Here is a 16,580-nt window from a genome sequence, read left to right on the forward strand (position 1 = left end):
GCTCAGAGCCGTTCGATGATGGTGACGTTGGCGGTGCCGCCGCCCTCACACATCGTCTGCAGCCCGTAGCGCCCGCCGGTGCGTTCCAGCTCGTTGAGCATGGTGGTGAACAGCTTCGCCCCGGTCGCCCCCAGCGGGTGGCCGAGCGCGATCGCGCCGCCGTTGGGGTTGACCTTGGCCGGGTCGATCGGGAACTCCTTGAGCCAGGCCAGCACCACCGGCGCGAACGCTTCGTTGATCTCCACGACGTCGATGTCGTCGATGCTCAAACCGGCTTTGTCCAGCGCGTAGCGGGTCGCCGGGATGGGCCCGGTCAGCATCAGCACCGGGTCGTCGCCGCGGGCGCTGATGTGGTGGATGCGGGCCCGCGGTTTCAGGTTGTGGTCGGCCACGGCCTGCTCGGAGGCCAGCAGCACCGCCGACGCGCCGTCGGAGATCTGGCTGGCCAGCGCCGCGGTCAGCCGGCCGCCCTCGACCAGGGTCTTCAGCCCGGCCATCTTCTCCAGGGTGGACTCGCGCGGCCCCTCGTCGGTGCGGAACTCGGTGCCGTCGACGTCGACCGGGATGATCTCATTGTCGAAGCGGCCCTCGCGGATCGCGGTGAACGCCCGCTCGTGGCTCTGCAGGGCGAAACGCTCCATCTCCTCGCGGGAGAGGTCCCAGCGCTCGGCGATCAGCTCGGCGCCGCGGAACTGCGAGATCTCCTGGTCGCCGTAGCGTTTCAGCCACTGCTTGGATTCACCGGTCGGGGAGGTGAAGCCGAACTGCTCCCCGACGATCATCGCCGAGGAGATCGGGATCCAGCTCATGTTCTGCATGCCGCCGGCCAGGATCAGGTCCGCGGTGCGGCTCATGATGGCCTGGGCGCCGAACGAGATCGCCTGCTGGCTGGACCCGCACTGCCGGTCGACGGTGACGCCGGGAACGCCCTCGGGGTAGCCGGCGGCCAGCCAGGCCAGCCGGCCGATGTTGCCGGCCTGGCCGCCGACCGCGTCGACGCAGCCGGCGATGACGTCGTCGACCGCGGCCGGGTCGACACCGACCCGGTCGAGCAGCCCGCGAAACGCCGTGGCGCCCAGGTCGATCGGGTGCACACCGGCCAGCGAGCCGTTGCGCTTGCCGACCGCGGTGCGCGCCGCGTCGATCACATAGGCCTCAGAAACGGTGGTGGACATGCTCAGACTCCTTCTCCTGCGGTGATTCCGCCCAGCACGATGGCGAGGTATTGCCGACCCACCTGTTCGGCGGTGAACGGTCCGCCGGGTTGATACCAGCGCACCGACCCCCAGGTGGTGTCACGGATGAAACGGTAAACCAGGTCGACGTCGAGGTCCGGGCGGAAGTAGGCCTCCCGGATGCCCTGCTGCAGCACGTCGACCCACATCTTGCGCTGCTCTTTGTTGCGCTCGTCGAGGTAGGCGAAGCGCGGCTGGCTGGAGAGCCGCTTGGCTTCGTCCTGGTAGATAACCACCTGGGCGTGGCGGTGCTCGATCGCCTCGAACGAGGTCATGAACAGCCCGCGCAGCCGCTCCAGCGGGTTGGCCTCGGCGGCGACGATCTGCTGATAGCGGTCGAACAGCCAGTCCAGGAAGTCGCGCAGCACCTCGTCGACCATCTGCTCCTTGGAGGAGAAATGGTGATACAGGCTGCCGGAGAGGATGCCGGCGCCGTCGGCGATGTCGCGCACGGTGGTGGCGCGCAGCCCCCGCTCGGCGAACATGGCGGCGGCCAGGTGCAGCAGTTCGTCACGGCGGGTCATCGGGATCACGGATGCTGCGACGATACCGAGATCACTTCGCCGGTAAGGTAACTCGCGTAGTCGCTGGCCAGGAAGGCGATGGTGGCGGCCACCTCCCACGGTTCGGCGGCCCGGCCGAACGCCTCCCCGCCGGCGAGCCGGTCGAGCAGGTCGGCCGAACTGGTCTTCTCCAGGAACTTGTGCCGGGCGATCGACGGGGAGACCGCGTTGATCCGCACCCCCTGTTCGACGGCTTCGATGGCGCTGCAGCGAGTCAGCGCCATCACTCCGGCCTTGGCGGCGGCGTAGTGCGACTGGGAGTGCTGCGCGCGCCAGCCCAGCACGCTGGCGTTGTTGACGATGGCCCCGCCGTGCCCGGCCTCCCGGAAGTAGCGCAGCGCCGCCCGGGTCGCCCGCATCACCGAGGTGAGGCTGACGTTGAGCACCCGGTCCCACTCCTCGTCGGTCATGTCGATGACCGGGGTCTGCCCGCCCAGCCCGGCGTTGTTGACCAGCACGTCCAGCCGGCCCATCCGGGCGGTGGTCGAGGCGATCAGCGCGTCGACCTGCGCGGTGGAGGTCACGTCGCAGACCACCGATTCCACCCGGCCCTGTCCGAGCGCGACCAGTTGGTCGCGGGTTTCGCCGAGGCGCCGCTCGTGGTGGTCGGAGATCATCACGTCGGCGCCCTCGGCGAGCGCCCGGCGGGCCACCGCCGAGCCGATCCCGGTGCCCGCGGCGGCGGTGACGACCACCACCTTGCCGGTCAGCAGGCCGTGGCCGCCGATCTCCTCAGGCGCTGTCGTCAGGTCCGAAGACCGGGTCATCCCTTTGCCTCCCGCGGTAGGCCGAGGACACGCTCGGCGATGATGTTGCGCTGGATCTCGTTCGAGCCGCCGTAGATGGTGTCGCTGCGGGTGAACAGGTACAGCCGCTGCCACTCGTCGAAGTCGGCGGCACCGTCGGCGCCGTCGAGCACCAGCCCGGGTTTGCCGATGACGTCCATCGCCAGGTCGCCCAGGTCGCGGTGCCAGTTGGCCCACAGCAGCTTCGACACGTTGTCTTGCCCCGGCTGCTCGACATCCATGGTGGCCAGCGCGTAGGAGCGCATCGCGCGCAGCCCGACCCAGGCCCGGGTGAGCCGCTCGGCGATCAGCGGGTCGTCGGCCGCGCCGGTGCGCTGCGCCAGCTCGGCCAGCGCGGCGAGTTCGCGGGCGTAGCGGATCTGCTGGCCCAGGGTGGAGACGCCGCGCTCGAAGGTCAGGGTGCCCATCGCCACCCGCCAGCCGTCGCCGGGCTCGCCGACCACCAGGTCGGCGTCGGTGACCGCGTCGTCGAAGAACACCTCGTTGAACTCCGAGGTGCCGGTGAGCTGGTTGATCGGGCGGATCTGGACACCGGGCTGGTCCAGCGGCACCAGCAGGTAGGACAGGCCGTGGTGGCGCTTGGAGCCCTTCTCGGTGCGGGCCACCACGAAACACCACTGCGACAGGTGGGCCAGCGAGGTCCACACCTTCTGTCCGTTGATCACCCAGCGTTCGCCGTGCAGCACCGCGGTGGTGGCCACGTTGGCCAGGTCGCTGCCCGCGCCGGGCTCGGAGTAGCCCTGGCACCACAGTTCGGTGACGTCGCGGATGCCGGGCAGGAACCGCTGCTGCTGTTCGGGGGTGCCGAACGCGATCAGGGTCGGCCCGAGCAGTTCCTCACCCAGGTGGTTGACCTTGTCCGGGGCGTCGGCGCGGGCGTACTCCTCGTAGAACGCCACCCGGTGGGCCACCGACAGGCCGCGGCCGCCGTGCTCGACCGGCCAGCCCAGGCAGGTCAGGCCCGCCGCGGCCAGGTGGCGGTTCCATGCCAGCCGCTCCTCGAACGCCTCGTGTTCGCGGCCCGGCCCGCCCAGCCCTTTGAGCTCGGCGAATTCGCCGACGAGGTTGTCGGCCAGCCATGCGCGGACCTCGGCCCGGAACTCCTCGACCTCTTGCACCCCTGTAGGCTAACCTACCAAGCACTTGCTTTGTTACTCGACTTTGTCACCCGGCTTTGGCACCCGACCGAGGTCGCGGCCGTACCCGCCCGGTCGAGCAGCCCAGAGGAGCGTCCATGACGAGCGATCCGCGGACCACACCTGCGGTGTTGGACCGGATTGCCCGTGACCTGCCCGACCACCCGGCCCTGCTCGACGAGCAGCGGCAGTTCTCCTACGCCGAACTGCGCGAGCAGGTGCGCCGCACCGCCGCGGCGATGCTGGCCCGCGGGGTGGGCGCCGGCGACCGGGTGGCGATCTGGTCGCCGAACACCTGGCACTGGGTGGTGGCGTGCCTGGCCACCCACTACGCCGGGGCGGTGCTGGTGCCGCTGAACACCCGCTACACCGCCGCCGAGGCCGGCGACATCCTGGCCCGCACCCAGGCGCCGCTGCTGATCGCGATGGGCGAGTTCCTCGGCCACGACCGGGCCGCCGAGCTGGACCGCGCCGCCCTGCCCGCGCTGCGCGAGGTGGTGCGGGTGCCCGTCGAGGCCGACGACGGCAGCTGGGACGAGTTCGTCGCCGCGGGCGCCGACGTGCCGCTGACCGAGGTCGACGCGCGGGCCGCGGCCCTGGGCCCCGACGACGTCGCCGACATCCTGTTCACCTCCGGCACCACCGGCCGCAGCAAAGGCGTGCGCTGCGCGCACCGGCAGTCGCTGGCCGGCTCGGCGGCCTGGGCGGCGTGCGGGCAACTCAGCGCCGACGACCGCTACCTGTGCATCAACCCGTTCTTCCACAACTTCGGCTACAAGGCCGGCATCCTGGCCTGCCTGCAGACCGGCGCGACCCTGGTCCCGCAGCTCACCTTCGACCCGGCCGCCGCGATGGCCGCGGTGCAGGCGCACCGGATCACCGTGCTGCCCGGCCCGCCGACGATCTACCAGACCCTGCTCGATCAGCCCCGCCGCGACGAATTCGACCTGAGCTCACTGCGGTTCGCGGTGACCGGCGCGGCGACCGTGCCGGTGGTGCTCATCGAGCGGATGCAAGCCGAACTCGACATCGACATCGTGCTGACCGCCTACGGGCTCACCGAGGCCAGCGGGTTCGGCACCATGTGCCGCGCCGAGGACGACGCGGTCACGGTGGCCACCACCTGCGGGCGCCCGATCGCCGACTTCGAGCTGCGCATCGCCGGCTCCGACGGCGCCGAAGCCGCGCCCGGCGAGGCCGGTGAGGTGCTGCTACGCGGCCCCAACGTGATGCTGGGCTACCTCGACGACCCGAACGCGACCGCCGACGCGATCGACGCCGACGGCTGGCTGCACACCGGCGACGTCGGCACCCTTGACGCGGCGGGCAACCTGCGGATCACCGACCGGCTCAAGGACATGTACATCTGCGGCGGCTTCAACGTCTACCCCGCCGAGATCGAGCAGGTGCTCAGCCGGCTGGCCGGGGTGGCCGACGTCGCGGTGATCGGCGTGCCCGACGAGCGGCTGGGCGAGGTCGGCAAGGCGTTCGTGGTCGCCCGCCCCGACGCCGATCTCGACGAGGCGCAGGTGATCGGCTACGCCCGAGAGCATCTCGCGAACTTCAAAACGCCACGATCGGTGGCCTTTGTGGACGCCCTGCCGCGCAACCCGGGCGGCAAGGTGGTCAAACATGAGTTGAGAGAGTGGGCCTGATGGACCTGACATTCGATGAGGAGACGCTGGCGTTCCGCGCCGAGGTGCGCGAATTCCTGGCCGCCAACACCGCGTCGTTCCCGACGAAGTCCTACGACACCGCCGAGGGATTCGAGCAGCACCGCCGGTGGGACAGGATCCTGTTCGACGCCGGGCTGTCGGTGATCGCCTGGCCGAAGCGCTACGGCGGACGCGACGCCACCCTGCTGCAGTGGGTGGCGTTCGAGGAGGAGTACTTCGCCGCCGGCGCCCCGGCCCGGGCCAGCGCCAACGGCACCTCGATGCTCGCCCCCACCCTGTTCGCGCACGGCACCGAAGAGCAGCTCGAACGCATCCTGCCCAAGATGGCCAGCGGCGAGGAGATCTGGGCGCAGGCCTGGAGCGAGCCGGAGTCCGGCAGCGACCTGGCGTCGCTGCGCTCGACGGCGACCAAGGTCGACGGCGGCTGGAAACTCAACGGCCAGAAGATCTGGAGCTCCCGGGCGCCGTTCGGGGAGAAGGCCTTCGGGTTGTTCCGCTCCGACCCGGCCGAGCAGCGCCACCGCGGCCTGACCTACTTCATGTTCGACCTCAAGACCGACGGCATCACCGTGCGGCCGATCTCCCAGCTGGGCGGGGACACCGGGTTCGGGGAGATCTTCCTCGACGACGTGTTCGTCGCCGACAACGACGTGATCGGCACGCCGGGCGAGGGCTGGCGGGCGGCGATGAGCACCTCCAGCAACGAGCGCGGCATGTCGCTACGCAGCCCGGCCCGCTTCCTGGTCGGTGCGGAGAAACTCGCCGCGCTGTGGAAAGCTAACCCGGACGCCGCCTTCGGCGACCGGGTGGCCGACGCCTGGATCAAGGCGCAGGCCTACCGGCTGCACACCTTCGGCACCGTCACCCGGCTGGCCGCCGGCGGCGAGTTGGGCGCGGAGTCCTCGGTGACCAAAGTGTTCTGGTCGGACCTGGATGTGGCGCTGCACCAGACCGCGCTGGATTTGCGCGGCGCCGACGGCGAACTCGCCGATTCCTGGATGCACGGCTACCTGTTCGCCCTGGGCGGGCCGATCTACGCCGGCACCAACGAGATCCAACGCAACATCATCGCCGAGCGCCTGCTGGGCCTGCCCCGGGAGAAGAAGTGAAATTCGATCTTGACGCGCATCAGCGCGACTTCGCCGCCAGCATCGACGCCGCCCTCGGCGCCGCCGACGTCCCCACCGCGGTCCGCGCCTGGGGCGAGGGCGACACCGCACCCGGCCGCGCGGTGTGGGCGCGGCTCGCGGAGCTGGGCGTGACCGCCCTGATGATCCCCGAGGAGCACGACGGGATGGACGCCCACCCCGTCGACCTGGTGGTGGCGATGGAACGGCTGGGCCGCTGGTGTGTGCCCGGCCCGGTGGTGGAATCCGTTGCGGTCGCCCCGATCCTGCTGGCCGGCTCCCCCGACGCCGCGACCCAGCTGGCCGGGCTGGCCGGCGGCGAGCTGATCGTCACCGCGGCGCTGCCGCCCGCGGCGCCGCGCGCCGTGGACGCCGACACCGCCGGGCTGGTGCTGCACGCCGCCGACGGGCAGGTGAGCGTGGCCGACGTCGGCGACCGGCACGATTCGGTCGACCCCGGCCGGCGACTGTTCGACACCACCGCAGGCACCCCCGCCTGGGACGCCGACGTGGCCCGCGCCTACGAGTTCGGTGCGCTGGCCACCGCCGCCCACCTCGTCGGCGCCGGGCAGGCGATGCTCGACGCCTCGGTCGACTACGCCAAGCAGCGCACCCAGTTCGGCCGGGTGATCGGCTCCTACCAGGCGATCAAACACAAGCTGGCCGACATCCACATCGCGTTGGAGCTGGCCCGGCCGCTGCTCTACGGCGCGGCGCTTTCGCTGGCGGAGGACTCCGCCGACACCGCCCGCGACGTCAGCGCCGCCAAGGCCGCCGCCTCCGACGCCGCGCTGCTGGCCGCCCAGTCCGCGCTGCAGACCCACGGCGCGATCGGGTTCACCGCCGAACACGACCTGTCGCTGTGGCTGCTGCGGGTGCAGGCGCTGCGCTCGGCCTGGGGCGACCCGACCAGCCACCGCCGCCGCGTCCTGGAAGCGCTGTAGAGGAGCCGCAGATGAGCGACGAACGGAATCTTTTGCGGCAGACCGTGGCCGCGCTGGTCGACAAGCACGCCTCCGGCGAGGCGGTGCGCGCGGCGATGGAGTCGCCCCGCGGCTACGACGAGGCGCTGTGGCGGCTGCTGTGCGAACAGGTCGGCGCTGCCGCGCTGGTGGTGCCCGAGGAGTTCGGCGGCGCCGGCGGCGAGCTGGCCGACGCCGCGGTGGTGCTCGAGGAGTTGGGCAAGGCCCTGGTCCCCACCCCGCTGCTGGGCACCACCCTGGCCGAGCTGGCGCTGCTGTCCGCCGAGTCCCCCGACGCCGACGCACTCGAGCGCCTCGCCGCCGGGGAGGCCGTCGGCACGGTGGCGCTGGACCCCGACTACGCGCTCAACGGCGACCTGGTCGGCCCCGGCGACGTCGTCGTCGGCCTCGACGGTGACCGGTTGGTGCGCTGGGAGACCTTCGAGGCGACCGCGGTGCCGACGATGGACCCCACCCGCCGGCTGGGGCGGATCACCCCCGGGTCCACCGCGCCGCTCGGCGCCGACCCGGGCATCGGCGACTACGCGGCGCTGCTGCTGGCCGCCGAGCAGGTGGGGGCGGCGACCCGCTGCCTGGACCTGACCGTGGAGTACACCAAGAGCCGGGTGCAGTTCGGCAGGCCGCTCGGCAGCTTCCAGGCGCTCAAGCACCGGATGGCCGACCTGTACGTGGCCGTGCAGACCGCGCGGGCGGTGGTCGCCGAGGCGATCGCCGACCCGTCGCCCACCGCGGCCGCCCTGGCCCGGGTCAACGCCAGCGAGGCGTTCAACACCGTAGCCGCCGAGGCCATCCAGCTGCACGGCGGGATCGCCATCACCTGGGAGAGCGACATCCAGCTGTATTTCAAACGGGCACACGGAAGTTCGCATCTTCTTCAGCCGCCCGCCGACGCGCTGCGCGGGCTGCAATCCGAGGTGTTCACCCAGTCCGTCGGGTAGCCTCCGGAAAAACCCTGGAGGACGGACACATGTGCACCCGACTGGTGTATCTGGGCACGGCGGACAACATCATCACCGGCCGGTCGATGGACTGGAAGCTGGACCTGGCCACCAACCTGTGGGCGCTGCCGCGCGGGATCACCCGCACCGGCAAGGTCGGCCCCAACTCGGTGTCCTGGACCGCCAAGTACGGCAGCGTGGTCGCCACCGCCTACGACGTGTGCACCACCGACGGGCTCAACGAAGCCGGGCTGTCGGCCAACCTGCTGTGGCTGGCCGAGTCGACCTACCCGGCCTATGACGGCAGCCGGCCCGGTCTGACCATCGCCGCCTGGGCGCAGTACATGCTCGACAACTTCGCCACCGTCGCCGAGGCCGTCGAAGCCCTCTCCTCGACACCGTTCGACGTGGTCACCGACGGGGTGCCCGGCCAGGACCGGCTGGCGACGCTGCACCTGTCGCTGTCGGACGCCACCGGCGACAGCGCCATCGTGGAATACATCGACGGCGTGCAGACCATTCACCACGACCGGGCCTACCAGGTCATGACGAACTCGCCGATCTTCTCCGAACAGCTGGCGGTCAACGCCTACTGGGAGCAGCTGGGCGGCACCGTGATGCTGCCCGGCACCAACCGGGCCGCCGACCGGTTCGCCCGCGCGTCGTTCTACGTCAACGCGGTGCCCAAACCCGAGGACCCCCGGACCGCGCTGGCGTCGGTGTTCAGCGTGGTGCGCAACGTGTCGGTGCCCTTCGGCATCTCCACCCCCGACGAGCCGAACATCTCCTCGACCCGGTGGCGCACCGTGGCCCATCACACCCGCAAGCTGTACTTCTTCGAGTCGGCGCTGACCCCCAACGTGTTCTGGGTGGATCTGAACAAACTCGACCTGGCGGACGGCTCGCCGGTGCTGAAGCTGGATCTGGGCGCCAACGAATCCAACACCTTCGCCGGGGAGAGTTCGGCGGACTTCGTCGCCGCCGAGCCGTTCACGTTCCTGGGGGTGAGCGCGTGAGGCGACTGCTCGTCGCGCTGCTGGCCGTGCTGGTGGCGGCGGTGGCGGCCCCGGCCGTCGCGGCGGCCGCGGCGCCGACCTGGTCGGGGCTGGATGCCCGCGACTACACCGGGCCCATCCCGCCGGCCGGGGAACTGATCACCACCGTGCCGCTGGACCCGGCGCTGTCGGTGGCCGGCGCCGGGCAGGCCTGGCGGATCCTGTACTCCACCCCCGACCAGCACGACCGGCCGGCGGTGAGCACCGCGGTGGTGTTCGTGCCGCACGGCGCACCGCCGCCCGGCGGCTGGCCGGTGATCGCCTGGGCGCACGGCACCGTCGGCCTCGGCGACGACTGCACCCCGTCGGCGCACCCGCGCAGCCCCCGCGACAACGAATACCTGTCGCACTGGCTCGACCAGGGCTACGCGGTGGTCGGCACCGACTACGTCGGGCTGGGCACCCCCGGGCTGATGAGCTACCTCAACAGCGTCACCGAGGCGCACTCGGTGATCGACTCGGTGCGCGCGGTGCACGGGATGGACCTGCCGCTCTCGCCGAAGTGGGCGATCGTGGGCCAGTCCCAGGGCGGCGGCGCGGCGATCAACAGCGCCCGCCGCGCCAGCGAGTTCACCGCGGGCAGCGGGCTGGACTACCGCGGCGTGGTGGCGACCGGCACCCCGGCCAACATCGAACAGACCGTGTTGCAGGCCGGCCCCGACCTGCCCGCCCAGCACCTGCCGCCCGCGGCCATCAGCTACACCGCGTACATCCTGGCCGCCCTGCGCGAGGCGTACCCCGAGCTGCCGGTCGACAGCGTGCTGACCCCGCGCGGCCGGGAACTGACCGACGCCGCCGAGACGGTGTGCAAACCCGACCTGGACACCCGGGTCGGCGGGACCACGCTCAACGAATTGTTCAGCGCGCCGGTCAGTTCGCTGCCCGGCATCGACGCGGTGCTCGACGAGTTCATGGGCACCCCGGTCGACGGCTACGACCGCCCGATCTTCCTGGGCGCGGGCCTGCGCGACACCGACGTGCCCCCGGAGTCGACGCTCTGGCTCAACGAGCAACTGGTCGAACACGGCCAGCAGGTGGAGCTGCACATCTACCCCGACCAGGACCACTCCGGGACCGTGCTGGCGTCGATGCCCGACTCCACGGCGTTTCTGGCGCGGGTGATGGGGCGGTGACCGCCGCCGGCGGCGACCGGGTCGCGCTGCGTGCCGGCATCCCCCCGTTCCACGTCATGGACGTGTGGCTGGCCGCCGCGGAACGCCAGCGCAGCCACGGCGATCTGGTCAACCTCTCGGCCGGCCAGCCCAGCGCGGGTGCCCCGGCGCCGGTGCTCGCCGCCGCCGCCGATGCGCTGGCCCACAACCGGCTGGGTTACACCGTGGCGCTGGGCATTCCGGAGTTGCGGGCGGCCATCGCCGAGTCCTACCGGCACAACTACGGTTTGGCCGTCGACGCCGACGACGTGGTCATCACCACCGGCTCCTCCGGCGGATTCCTGCTGGCGTTTCTGGCCTGCTTCGACCCCGGCGACCGGGTGGCGATCGCCAGCCCGGGTTACCCGTGTTACCGCAACATCCTGACCGCGCTGGGCTGCGAGGTCGTCGAACTGGACTGCGGACCCGAGACCCGTTTCCAGCCGACCGCGGCGATGCTGGCCGCGCTGGACCCGCCGGTGGCCGGGGTGATCGTGGCCAGCCCGGCCAACCCCACCGGCACCGTCATCGAGCCGGCCGAGCTGGCCGCGATCGCCGCCTGGTGCGACGACACCGGCGCCCGGCTGATCAGCGACGAGGTCTACCACGGGCTGGTCTACCCCGGCGCGCCGGCGACCAGCTGCGCGTGGCAGAGCTCGCGCACCGCGGTGGTGGCCAACAGCTTCTCCAAATACTTCGCGATGACCGGCTGGCGGCTGGGCTGGCTGCTGGTGCCCGCCGCGCTGCGCCGCGCCGTCGACCGGCTCACCGGCAACCTCACCATCTGCCCGCCGGCGCTGTCCCAACACGCCGCGGTGGCGGCGTTCAGCGCCGAAGCGCTCGCCGAGGCCGACGGGCACCTGCGCCACTACACCGCCAACCGGGCGCTGCTGCTCGACGGGCTGCGCGCGCTGGGCCTGACCCGGCTGGCCCCCACCGACGGGGCGTTCTACGTCTATGCCGACGTCGCCGATCACACCGACGACTCCCAGCGGTGGTGCGCAGACCTGCTGGCCGACACCGGGGTGGCGATCGCGCCCGGCATCGACTTCGACACGGTGCACGGCCCGCGCTACGTGCGGCTGTCGTTCGCCGGCCCCACCGCCGAGATCGAAGCGGGCCTGCAGCGCATCGGCGGCTGGCTGCACCGCTGACAGCGCTGCGGTAGGTTGGCGAGGGTTCCCGCCTCTCGTCGGAAGGACCTCTCGATGGCGCGCTCACGCCGGACCCGCACCCACCGCCTCGCCGCCGGGACGGCGGTGATCGGCCTGGCCGGTGCGCTGGCCGTCGCCGGCCCGGCGGGCACCGCCGCCGCGGCACCGCCGTGCACCGCCGGGGCGCTGTCGAGCACGGCCAGCGGCGTGCTGGCCAAGGCCAGCGGGTTCTTCGACGCCCACCCGGAGGCCAACGACGTGATCACCGCCGCGGCCAAGCAATCACCGCAGGAGGCCCGGGACTCGGTGCGCGGCTACTTCACCGCCCACCCCGGCGAGCTGCTGGAGCTGCAGGACATCGCCCGGCCGCTGACCGACATGCGCAACGAGTGCGGGGTGGAGCTGTCCCCCGGGCACCTGGCCACCCTGATCGACACGATCACCGAGTGACCCGCTGAGCGCGCACACCGCCGGGCACCTGCGGATCGCCGAGCACGAGCGGGCCGCGCTGGCCGAGCTGGCCCGCTTCCCGCTGCTGACCGCGATCACCGGCCGGCGCTCGCGGCGGTTCCCGGTCGGCGGCCGGATCCCCTCCGGCGCACTGGCTTTCACCAGCCGGCGCCCGGTGCAGCCGCTCTCGGAGGTGGAGCGCGCGGTGGTGCTGGCGTTCCTGGCCGGGGTCACCGGCTGGCACGACGGCATCACCCACCACCCGCGCTACGCCCCGGCACTGCCCAACTACCCGGGCAGCGCCACCGGACGCACCTTCCCCAGCGCGGCCGGGTTCCACACCAGCCGGCTGTTCTTCACCGACGACTCCGGCACCTACCTGCTGGACACCCGCGACGTCGCGCCCGGCGATGCCGGGGCGATCGAGGACTGGCTGGCGGCCACCGCCGCCGGCTACCGGCGCATCTCGCCGCGGCGGCTGCAGCTGCCCCGCGAAGAGCCCTACATGGAGGGCCACAACACCTGGATCGCCAACCACCCGGGCAGCCTGCTGGCGTTCCCGGTCGCCGATCTGGCCGAGCATCTGATGGAGAACCTGTGGTTCTTCGCCGCCAACGGCTACCCGGTGACCGACGACATCCACGGCCGCGCCATCCCCGGCGTCGAGCGGTTCGGCGCGCTGCCGCATGCCGACGACCCGATCCCGCTGTCGTTCGTCGAGCAGTACACCCTGACCGAGGCGAGCGCGGAGCTGTCCATCGCCGCCCACAACGGGGTGCTGGCGCTGCAGGCGATGGGGCTGGGCGGGTGGACCTTCGACGGCCTGGACCGGTTGTCGGTGCTGGGCGGCTCCGGGGATCCGCGCACACCCGGGCTGGGGTTCCGCGCCGACCACGATCCGCGGTGGCCGTTTCCCAACGCCACCGGCCTGCCCGGGGTGTTCGAGACGCTGAGCCCGCCGCACGTGCCGACGGTGGCGGCCGGGGTGGACAAGCTGGTGGCCCGCAAGTTCGGGCCCGGCGGCCCGTTTCATCCCGACACCGCCGGGCCGTGGTCGGACAGCGTCGCGGTGCGCTCCTCGGCGCTGCCCGCCGACGGCATCGCCGAACTGGTCACGCTGCAGGCCACCTACATCCACGACACCTTCGGCAAACTACCCGGCACCGTGCCCACCGTGCACGTGTTGATGTACCTGCAGGCCCAGCACCTCGACACCGACTTCTACGACGAGTTCTTCGCCCCCGGCGCCTACCTGGCCAGCCACGCCGAGCACCAGGCGCGCTGGCACGGCCGGTGACCGTCACCCCCGGGACAGGACGGCGGGCCCCAGCCAGCGGCAGGCGGTCAGCGCCAACTCCAGCCCGAGCGGGTCGTCCTCGACCGGGCGCCCCAGGATGCCCGTCGCCTTCTCCAGCCGGTATTTGACGGTGTTCTTGTGCACGTGCAGCCGCCCCGCGGCACCGACGTAGCTGCACTGCGCGGTCAGGAATTCCAGCAGCGTCTCGCGCAACACCGCCGCGGCCGGGTCGTCGGCGCCCAGCGACCCCAGCGCCGCGGCCACCAGCTCGCGGGTCGCGGCCAGGTCGGCGGTGAGCAGCGCCGCCGCCCGCACCCCCGGGTCGGCGTAGGAGGTCACCCGGCCGGCCCGGGCGCCCGCGGTGACCGCGACGGTGTAGGCGCGCAGCGCGCCGCGGTGGCTGGCGACGAACCCGGCGGTCCCGGCGCCGGGGGCGCCCAGGGCCAGCCGCGCCGCCGGCTCTTCGACCTCCACGAGGCGGGTCAGCCCGGCGGTGTCGGGGCCGGTCCGGCCGGGCCCCAGCGGCAGCCAGCCCCAGCCGCGGGCCCGGTCCTGGGCCAGGAAGAACGGCGACCCGGTGGCCCCCACCGTCTCGGCCACCCGGGTGACGAGCCGCTCGAGCCGGTGCAGCCGCTGAGCCGACGAGCCGGTGTCGGCGGTCCAGACGACCACGGCCAGGTGGCGTCCGCGCAGCCGGTAGCCCAGCGCGCGTTCCGCGGCGGCGGTGTCCGCGACGGTGCCGGCGAGCAGATCGGTCAGCATCGTCGTGCGCAGCCTGTTCTGATTGGCCAGCCACTGTTCGCGCTCGCGTTCGTATTCGACGATGACGTGTTCGGAGGCCCAGTCGATGTAGGCGAACGACCAGATCTGCAGCCGGGCGGCCGCCCGGTAGGCCACCCGGGCGTCGGGCTCGGTCCGGTCCAGCTCGGCGGTGAACCAGTCCAGTAGCCAGCGCTGCCCCAGCCGGTAGGCGCGGGCCAGCGCCGTGGAGGAGATACCGCGCTGCGCGAGCCGGCGGGCGTATTCCACCGCCGGCGCCGGCAGCACCAGCTCTTCGACGGGACGGCCCTGCACGGCGGAGTCGACGAATAGGGCGATGTTGCTCTCCAGGCTGGCCTGCAGCAGGTCGATGATCGGCTGATCGCCGCGCAGCTCGGGGATGAGCTCGACCAGCCGGGCGTGCAGGATCGGCCCGACCGTGGGCAGCTCGGCGCCGAGGGTGGCGGCGGCCTCGGCGGCCAGCGTCGCCGCCCGCGCCTCGAGCGCGGCGGCATCGGGTGCGTTCACCGGCGCGCCCCCTCCCGGGCTTGGGTCCGGAACCCAACCGCGATCGGCCAGCTTTTGGGCGCGTGAGCCGTAAGACGAGGTCAGGGCCGGAGCCGTTCTGGCCTTGGCGAACAAGGATCGGCAGATGTTTGTGCGTCAAGACCAATGACCGTTCCTGTGAGGCACATTACATTGCTAGCGAGACACGGATCCGACGACGACACCGGCATCAGACGACCCCGAGGAGCGACCCGACCGTGGCATTGGACTACCTGCCGTGGGCCCGCCCGGCCGGCGCCGGCGACCGGCCGTGCGTGCGTGACGAGGCCACCGAGTTGACCGCCGCCGAGTTCGCCGAACGGGTCGAGGCGGCGGCCGGCCGGTTCGCCGAGGCCGGGGTGCGCGCCGGTTCGGTGGTGGCGGTGCTGCTGCCCAACCGGGTCGAACTGCTGATCGCGATCGTCGCGGCGTGGCGGCTGCGCGCCGCGGCCACCCCGATCAACCCGGCGCTGACCGCCGAGGAGGCCGACTACCAGATCGCCGACGCCGGCGCCGCGCTGGTCATCGCCGAGGACGCGCCCGGCCCGGCCGCCGACCGGCCCACCCTCACCGCCGAGCAACTGCGGCACACCCCGGCACCGGCCGGCCCCGCGCTGCCCGAGCCGGCGACCCGCCCCGACGATCTGGCGTTCCTGATCTACACCAGCGGCTCCACCGGCCGGCCCAAGGGGGTGCGGCTGCACCACTCCCACCTCGACGCGATGACCGCCGCGATGGTCGAGGCGATGAGCCTCACCGCCGCCGACCACTGCCTGCTGGTGCTGCCGCTGTTCCACGCCAACGCGCTGTGCGTCAGCTTCCTGTCCACCATCCGCGCCGGCGGCCAACTGTCGGTGCTGCGCCGGTTCCACCCGGTGGAGTTCCTGGCGGCCGTGGACCGGCTGCGGCCCACCTACTTCTCCGCGGTGCCCACCATCTACTCGCATCTGGTGTCGCTGCCCGACGCCGTCACCGCCGACACCTCCTCGGTGCGGTTCGCGGTCTGCGGCGCCGCCCCGGCGACCGCGGCCCTGCTCGACGCCGTCGAGCAGCGGTTCGGGTTCCCGGTCGTCGAGGGCTACGGACTGACCGAAGCCACCTGCGGCAGTACCTGCAACCCGCCCGACGGCCTGCGCAAGCCGGGCACCGTCGGGCCCGCGCTGCCAGGCCAGACGGTGGCCGTCATGGCCCCCGACGGGCGGCTGCTCCCGCCGGGCGAGGCCGGTGAGGTCGTCATCCGCGGCCCCGAGGTGATGGCCGGCTACCACAACCTACCCGAGGCGACCGCGGCGGCGCTGCGCGACGGCTGGCTGCACACCGGCGACGTCGGCGTCCTCGACGAGGACGGTTACCTGCGGCTGGTCGACCGGATCAAGGACATGATCATCCGCGGCGGGGAGAACATCTCCCCCAAGGAGATCGAGAACGTGCTGCTGGCCGACCCGGCGGTGCTGGAGGCCGCCGTGGTGGGCCGGCCCGACCCGGTCTACGGCGAGGTGCCGGTCGGCTACGTCGCGCCCCGCCCGCGGCACGCCGTCGACGTCGAGGCGCTGCGGCAGGCCTGCGCCCGCCGGCTCACCCGGTTCAAGGTCCCGGCGGCGATCACCGTCCTCGACGCGCTGCCCAAAAACCCCGTCGGCAAGATCGACAAGCCGGCGCTGCGCACCCTGTCCACCCCCGCCACCGCCGACGAAAGGGCCTGAG

General features: G+C 72.3%; 15 protein-coding genes. 10 read left to right on the top strand and 5 right to left on the bottom strand.

Annotated features, from left to right (window positions below):
• Positions 1-2 precede the first annotated feature (2 nt).
• From fadA6 to ipdE1, 4 genes are read right to left on the bottom strand one after another with little or no spacing between them, the layout of a single operon-like run.
• The gene (fadA6, locus tag A5643_RS08575) at positions 3-1,175 is read right to left on the bottom strand and encodes a steroid 3-ketoacyl-CoA thiolase FadA6 (RefSeq protein ID WP_066853938.1); all 1,173 of its coding nucleotides are present in this window, start codon (positions 1,173-1,175) and stop codon (positions 3-5) included.
• 2 nt (positions 1,176-1,177) lie between these two features.
• A complete protein-coding gene (gene kstR2, locus A5643_RS08580; protein WP_066854253.1) occupies positions 1,178-1,759 on the bottom strand; it encodes a TetR family transcriptional regulator KstR2 in 582 nt (193 codons plus the stop codon).
• Between the two features lie 5 nt (positions 1,760-1,764).
• Positions 1,765-2,565 (bottom strand): (5R,7aS)-5-hydroxy-7a-methyl-1-oxo-2,3,5,6,7,7a-hexahydro-1H-indene-carboxyl-CoA reductase, encoded by an 801-nt coding sequence (ipdF, locus tag A5643_RS08585; protein ID WP_066853940.1) that lies wholly within the window; start codon positions 2,563-2,565, stop codon positions 1,765-1,767.
• Positions 2,562-3,722, bottom strand: coding sequence for an acyl-CoA dehydrogenase IpdE1 (gene ipdE1, locus A5643_RS08590; protein ID WP_066853942.1), 1,161 nt, complete (start codon positions 3,720-3,722; stop codon positions 2,562-2,564). The genes ipdF and ipdE1 overlap by 4 nt, the downstream gene beginning before the upstream one ends.
• A 116-nt stretch (positions 3,723-3,838) precedes the next feature.
• Here ipdE1 and fadD3 point away from each other — a divergent pair, with 116 nt between their 5' ends.
• Genes fadD3 through A5643_RS08635 form a run of 9 tightly spaced genes read left to right on the top strand, consistent with a single transcriptional unit; the run spans position 3,839 to position 13,571 of the window.
• Positions 3,839-5,395 (top strand): 3-((3aS,4S,7aS)-7a-methyl-1,5-dioxo-octahydro-1H-inden-4-yl)propanoate--CoA ligase FadD3, encoded by a 1,557-nt coding sequence (gene fadD3, locus A5643_RS08595; RefSeq protein ID WP_066853944.1) that lies wholly within the window; start codon positions 3,839-3,841, stop codon positions 5,393-5,395.
• The gene (locus tag A5643_RS08600; protein ID WP_066854255.1) at positions 5,395-6,525 is read left to right on the top strand and encodes an acyl-CoA dehydrogenase family protein; all 1,131 of its coding nucleotides are present in this window, start codon (positions 5,395-5,397) and stop codon (positions 6,523-6,525) included. Before fadD3 ends, A5643_RS08600 begins: the two co-directional genes overlap by 1 nt.
• The gene (locus tag A5643_RS08605; RefSeq protein ID WP_066853945.1) at positions 6,522-7,487 is read left to right on the top strand and encodes an acyl-CoA dehydrogenase family protein; all 966 of its coding nucleotides are present in this window, start codon (positions 6,522-6,524) and stop codon (positions 7,485-7,487) included. Before A5643_RS08600 ends, A5643_RS08605 begins: the two co-directional genes overlap by 4 nt.
• Before the next feature lie 11 nt (positions 7,488-7,498).
• A complete protein-coding gene (ipdE2, locus tag A5643_RS08610) occupies positions 7,499-8,464 on the top strand; it encodes an acyl-CoA dehydrogenase IpdE2 (RefSeq protein ID WP_066853946.1) in 966 nt (321 codons plus the stop codon).
• 29 nt (positions 8,465-8,493) lie between these two features.
• Positions 8,494-9,480 carry a linear amide C-N hydrolase gene (locus A5643_RS08615; RefSeq protein WP_066853947.1) on the top strand — a complete coding sequence of 329 codons (987 nt, stop codon included), beginning with the start codon at positions 8,494-8,496 and terminating at the stop codon, positions 9,478-9,480.
• A gap of 5 nt (positions 9,481-9,485) precedes the next feature.
• Positions 9,486-10,652, top strand: a complete 1,167-nt coding sequence (locus A5643_RS08620; protein ID WP_231995511.1) for an alpha/beta hydrolase family protein — start codon at positions 9,486-9,488, stop codon at positions 10,650-10,652.
• 56 nt (positions 10,653-10,708) lie between these two features.
• Entirely contained in the window at positions 10,709-11,824 is a 1,116-nt protein-coding gene (locus tag A5643_RS08625; RefSeq protein ID WP_066854260.1) for a pyridoxal phosphate-dependent aminotransferase, read from the top strand.
• A 54-nt stretch (positions 11,825-11,878) separates the two neighbouring features.
• Positions 11,879-12,274: a heme-binding protein gene (locus A5643_RS08630; RefSeq protein WP_066853948.1), complete on the top strand. Its 396-nt coding sequence runs from the start codon at positions 11,879-11,881 to the stop codon at positions 12,272-12,274.
• A 28-nt stretch (positions 12,275-12,302) separates the two neighbouring features.
• Positions 12,303-13,571: a hypothetical protein gene (locus A5643_RS08635; RefSeq protein ID WP_066853949.1), complete on the top strand. Its 1,269-nt coding sequence runs from the start codon at positions 12,303-12,305 to the stop codon at positions 13,569-13,571.
• Positions 13,572-13,574: 3 nt separating this feature from the next.
• Here A5643_RS08635 and A5643_RS08640 read toward each other — a convergent pair whose 3' ends face one another.
• Positions 13,575-14,858: a PucR family transcriptional regulator gene (locus A5643_RS08640; protein WP_082948841.1), complete on the bottom strand. Its 1,284-nt coding sequence runs from the start codon at positions 14,856-14,858 to the stop codon at positions 13,575-13,577.
• 236 nt (positions 14,859-15,094) lie between these two features.
• On the opposite strand from A5643_RS08640, the gene A5643_RS08645 reads away from it, so the two are divergent.
• Positions 15,095-16,579, top strand: coding sequence for a class I adenylate-forming enzyme family protein (locus tag A5643_RS08645; protein WP_066853950.1), 1,485 nt, complete (start codon positions 15,095-15,097; stop codon positions 16,577-16,579).
• Position 16,580: the final 1 nt, after the last annotated feature.

Origin of the sequence: Mycobacterium sp. 1274756.6 (genome assembly GCF_001668625.1) — a bacterium.
GTDB lineage: Bacteria > Actinomycetota > Actinomycetes > Mycobacteriales > Mycobacteriaceae > Mycobacterium.